Origin of the sequence: Deinococcus aerolatus (assembly GCF_014647055.1) — a bacterium.
GTDB lineage: Bacteria > Deinococcota > Deinococci > Deinococcales > Deinococcaceae > Deinococcus > Deinococcus aerolatus.
Genome location: NZ_BMOL01000048.1, coordinates 1 through 4,605, shown reverse-complemented (window position 1 = coordinate 4,605; position 4,605 = coordinate 1). Strand labels below are relative to the sequence as shown.

Annotated in this window: 4 protein-coding genes; all 4 read right to left on the bottom strand. The window is 64.4% G+C overall.

The genetic code is table 11. From position 1 onward, the window contains the following. Positions 1-135: 135 nt before the first annotated feature. Positions 136-348, bottom strand: coding sequence for a helix-turn-helix domain-containing protein (locus tag IEY31_RS18345; RefSeq protein ID WP_188974398.1), 213 nt, complete (start codon positions 346-348; stop codon positions 136-138). Positions 349-740: 392 nt separating this feature from the next. Further along, the gene (locus IEY31_RS18340) at positions 741-1,715 is read right to left on the bottom strand and encodes a hypothetical protein (RefSeq protein ID WP_188974397.1); all 975 of its coding nucleotides are present in this window, start codon (positions 1,713-1,715) and stop codon (positions 741-743) included. Positions 1,716-1,950: 235 nt separating this feature from the next. Further along, a complete protein-coding gene (locus IEY31_RS18335) occupies positions 1,951-3,633 on the bottom strand; it encodes a DNA methyltransferase (RefSeq protein WP_188974396.1) in 1,683 nt (560 codons plus the stop codon). A 479-nt stretch (positions 3,634-4,112) separates the two neighbouring features. Then, the coding region (locus tag IEY31_RS18330; protein ID WP_188974395.1) for a hypothetical protein at positions 4,113-4,605 on the bottom strand (493 nt) is incomplete at its 5' end.

Sequence of the window (4,605 nt, the reverse complement as noted above, 5' to 3'; positions counted from 1 at the left end):
CGTTTGGCCCTGCGCTTTTTGGTTCGTTCGTCGCGCCGATCAGCTTCATACAGGACAGCGCGGGTGCGTAGCCTGTTGCTGCTGGTGGTGGCGTGGCTGGGGGTTGTCGCGCCCTTGGCCGTGTCTGTCATGGGGCTAGGCCGCGCTGTCCTGCCGGGTAGCGTGCCGCTGGATGAAGTCAGCCAGGACGTCCCTGCTGACGCGGTAGGCCGTGCGGCCCTGTCCCAGCCGCACGGCGGGCAACTTGCCGCTGGAGATGAGATTCGTTGCCGTGCGGGGGGAGCAAGCCAGCACCAGCGCCACGTCGCGGGCCGTCATCAGTCTGGGGGCGTTAACAAGTTCCGGCATCAAAGCATAAGCGGGCGCATCGGCTGGCATGTTTGGCCTCCGTAAATAGGATTCGTTGGGTTGCAGAGGCCGCAAAGCCTCTTAGGACAGCAGTCTACCACGCTTGCTTAGATTTCTCGGCCTGCTAAGCAAATAACCCGCCCCAGGAGCGGCTGATTCCGTCCTTGACCTTGCATCTAAGCGGGCTATCAATTGATTAGGGGGCTGCAATTTTCAGCAGCGCCTATTTCAGTACAGAACTGGCAGAAATAGGGCATCTGACCGAGGGTCCAGTAGATGCTGCCCCTGCCAGGGCCGCCCCGAGTACCCCCCCCCATACGCGGGCGGCAGTGGACGGCTGGCCCTACTCGTGACCGTTGCAGTAGGCGCAGGGCGTCATTTGTCGCTCAGGGTTAAGCCAGCCGCGAGGCCAGCACTGCGCCGGGTTTTCTCCAGGGGGCCAGCTCAGCGAGGTCGGCTGCTAGTCGGTGCAGTTGCAGGGCCAGCACGCTTAGGCCGGGGCGCTGCTCGTTCTCGGCGTCCAGGGCGCGGTAAATCGCGGCGCAGTGTTGCCGGTAGCGGCCGGGTTCGTTCAGGACGTGGGCCAGATCAGAGGCCAGCCGGGACACTTCACGGTGGCGCTGTCGGGGGTGCAGATGTAGCAGGGCGGGCAGATCGCGGGCGACGGCGTACAAAACGCGCCCTGGGCGCATGTCAGAACCATCTCCAGCGGGCGTTTTCTTCAATTTTGTGGCAGCGGCCCATCTGTTGCCCAGTTCCTGAACCGCGTTCTGTCCTGTAGGACTGAGTGGTTCTGACATGGCCTCCTGCACAGCCCGCCATGCGCCCTTCTCGTTGCTGTAGTCCTCGGCAAAGTCGGGCCTCCAGTCGTGCTGGAAATCCCACCAGCGCAGTCTTGGCGGGGGGGCGTCGGGCTGGAGCCGGATCGCCCACAGCGTGCCGTCATAGCGGCGCAGGTGGCCGACCTGGGCGACGTGGCCGCGCTCGTCAATCAGGCCAGCGGCGCGCAGCTCGTCGGCCAGTCGGTACAGATGCCGCTCGGAGTAGTCCACCAGCGCGGCGACGATCACGGCGGGCAGATGAAATGTCAGGGACGTGGGCAAGACGGCGTGACCGCGCACCAGGGCGACGTGCCGCGCCAGATCATGCAGGGAGGTCCATAGGCGGGCCGCGCCGGGCGACAGAGGGCAGGAACCGCGCACCGCGTCAGCAGAGGGTAGGACGGGCCGCACAGAGGGCGCAGGGGGCGCGACGGGGCGCTGTGTGGACTGAGGCGCAGGCAGGGGCGCGGCGGCGGCGGTGCTGGCCTGTCCTGTGATGGCGAGGCGGGCGCGGTTGATCGTGTCGGCGAATGAGTGAGTTTGCAAGCTGATACCCCTTGCGCCCTCCCCGCCAGTGGTTAGACTGGTGGGACAGGGCCTCGCTCTGGCTTGCTTGAAATCGCCTTTTCTTTTGCGGGAGGGGGCGGTTTCGCTTTTATGCCGAACGAGTGCGGGCAGCGTATCGCGTTGCGGGCCGCTGGTGGCCAGATCGTGCAGCGGGACAGGGCATCGGAGTCAGGCAGAATCGCTTCAATGCCTGCGCGCTGGCCGGTGCTGACGCTCAGAACAGGCTGGTCATGCCCTTCTTCTTGCTCTCGGTCGCCAGGGTCTTCTGTGCCTTCTGCTCGTAGCTGACATTGACCGCGCCTTTGGGAATGTCGGGCTGCTGGCCGCCGAGGATTTGCTCAACGGTCAGCACCTGGACGCGGGCGAACATCTTCCCGCCGTACTCGTATCCGCCCTGCTGGGCGGCCTCCTTGAGAACGCCCGCTGTAGGTTTCGCCAGACAGACGAAAATACCGATAGCCGCGTCCTCTTTGGTCAGCACGCCCGCCAAGTCGCGCACCATACCCGCCGTGAGGTTTTTGCCGCCCTTAACGCTGACGATCACTTTCTCCACCTTGCTGCGGTCAGGCTTGACGAAGAACATCTGGCCGTCGATGCCGCCGTCCGCGCCCTTCTTGCCCTTCTTGTTGCCTGCGCTTGCGCCGAACGGCTGCGCGCCGATCTCGCCCAAAATCCAGAACTGGAACTGGAAGGCATCCTGCTCGAACAGGTACTGGCCGCCGTCCACCGTGGTCGGCGTGCCTTCTTCCTGATAGTCGCCCGCCTCCAGGGCGAAGTCGCGGCGGAGTCTGGCCTTGATCAGCGCGACCGACAGATGCGTGATGTCGATGCCCACCCAGTTACGGCCCAACTTCTCTGCCGCGCAGACCGTGGTACCGCAGCCGCAGAACGGGTCCAGCACCACGTCACCGGGGTTGCTGCTGACCGACACGATGCGCTCAAGCAGGGCGAGGGGTTTCTGAGTGGGGTAGCCCAGCCGCTCCTGTGCCTGGGAGTTAAGCGGCGGGATGTCATCCCAGACATTCTGGAGAGGTACGCCCGGCATCTCGTCCAGGTAGCGTTTATAGCGTGGAACAGCTCCGGGGCGTGGTTGAACTATGCGCCCCTCATCAATCAGAGCTTGCATGCGCTCCTTGCTGTAGCGCCAGAACCGGACGACACCCATCACCTCGTAGCTGGGATTGCCGTTGGAGGCACCGCCGGGTCCCGTGATGTTGTCGAGCGTGTACTTACGCCCATCCGCATCTACTTGGTTATATTTCGCAAGCTGCTCAACGCTGTAGTCGGTGTAAACGGGATTGAAGGCGAACTCATCTGAGACGGTGTAGTACAGGATGATGTCGGCAATGTTCCCGTAGCCCTTGCGTCCCTGCTTGGTGTCGCTATGGGCTGTGCTGCGTTTCCAAGTGATCTCGTTGCGGAAGTTCTGCGGCCCGAACAGCACGTCCAGCACCGTCTTGAGGTAGTGGCTGGCGGTGGGGTCACAGTGCAGGTACAGGCTGCCCGTGGGCTTCAGCACCCGCCGCAGCTCCACCAGGCGGGCAGTCATCATGACCAGGTAGGCGCTGAGGTCGTTGCGGCCCAGCCGGGTCACGGTGTCGGTCAGGAAGCGGGCCAGCTCGCCGTTGATCTGGGACAGTTCAAGCAGGAGCTGGTCGTCGTCCGGCCCCCACTTCCAGGTATCAGTGAACGCCAGAATCTGCGCGCTGTCCTGCTGGTCGCCCTGGTCACGGAAAAGGACGTTGTAGTCGGCGGCGCTGTTGAACGGCGGGTCAAGGTAGACCAGATCGACCGACTCGTCGGGGATGTCGGCGCGCAGCACCTTGAGGTTGTCGCCCAGAAACAGCTTGCGCTGAAGCGTGGGCGCGGGCGTGGCGGCCTTGGCTTTCCGGGTCATCGGCCCGCAGTCTGGCACGCACCCGGCGGCGGCGAGACTGAGCATGCGGGCGCCCGCTGGCCAAACATCAGATTTCCATCTAATCGGCTTTAGGTGAAATTGTTTGCCTCGGTTTCAACGTGTTGAAAGTTGCGTCCAGAACAGGATTAACTGCGGCCCGTGTTGCCAAACAGTCGCCCCGCCAGGGTAGGCAGGGCGACTGTGGCCAAGTGGCGCGACTGTGGCAGTTTACCACGTCCTGCACAGGGAAAACCCGCAGGTCGTGACCGCTGGCGATTGTGGCGTGACGTGGCCCTGGGAAGACGCTTTCATTGAGATTCGTACCCCGCCGCTGGCGGGGGCGCTGGCGCGCCTCCTGGTCACAGGATTATTAGCTTTTGGGCCGGAAGGGCTTTGCCACACGGGCTTAACGGGCATTGCCTCACGGGCATTGACGGCGGGGAGAATTAACGGCCTTAGAAAGAACAGAGGCGGGGGCGTCACAGCAGCGGGCGCACCCTAACTTCCCAGCCCATGCGCTTGCTGGTGCTGACGCGGGTGGCGAGATAGCGCAGCTCGTCCTCCAGGGCGTCCAGATAATCCGGCGTGCCGGGGTAGTCCAGCCTGCCATCAGGATGCCGGGTCACGTACCACGCCACTATGGAGCGGTTAACGGGGGCCGGCCACATCACCGTGCCGTGCGCGAGGCCGTCCAGCAGTTCACAGCCCCCGCCAGGGCCGTGACGGGCCGCTGTCACCAGCTCGGCATGTTCAGGCCATAGGCCCGCCAGAGGCGCGACAGGATGCCAGTGGGTGCGCCCAGTGGCCCCGCGCTGAAGGTTCACGGTGTGCGGCGTACCGGGGCGCAGCAGCTCGGCGGCGCTGCGGACGATCAGGGGCCGCGCCTCGTCGGGCAGATCGTCACTTCTCAGCGGCCACTCGTTCAGCTCGTCCAGGTGATACCGCAGCAGCACCAGCGGGCCGTGTGCGGCG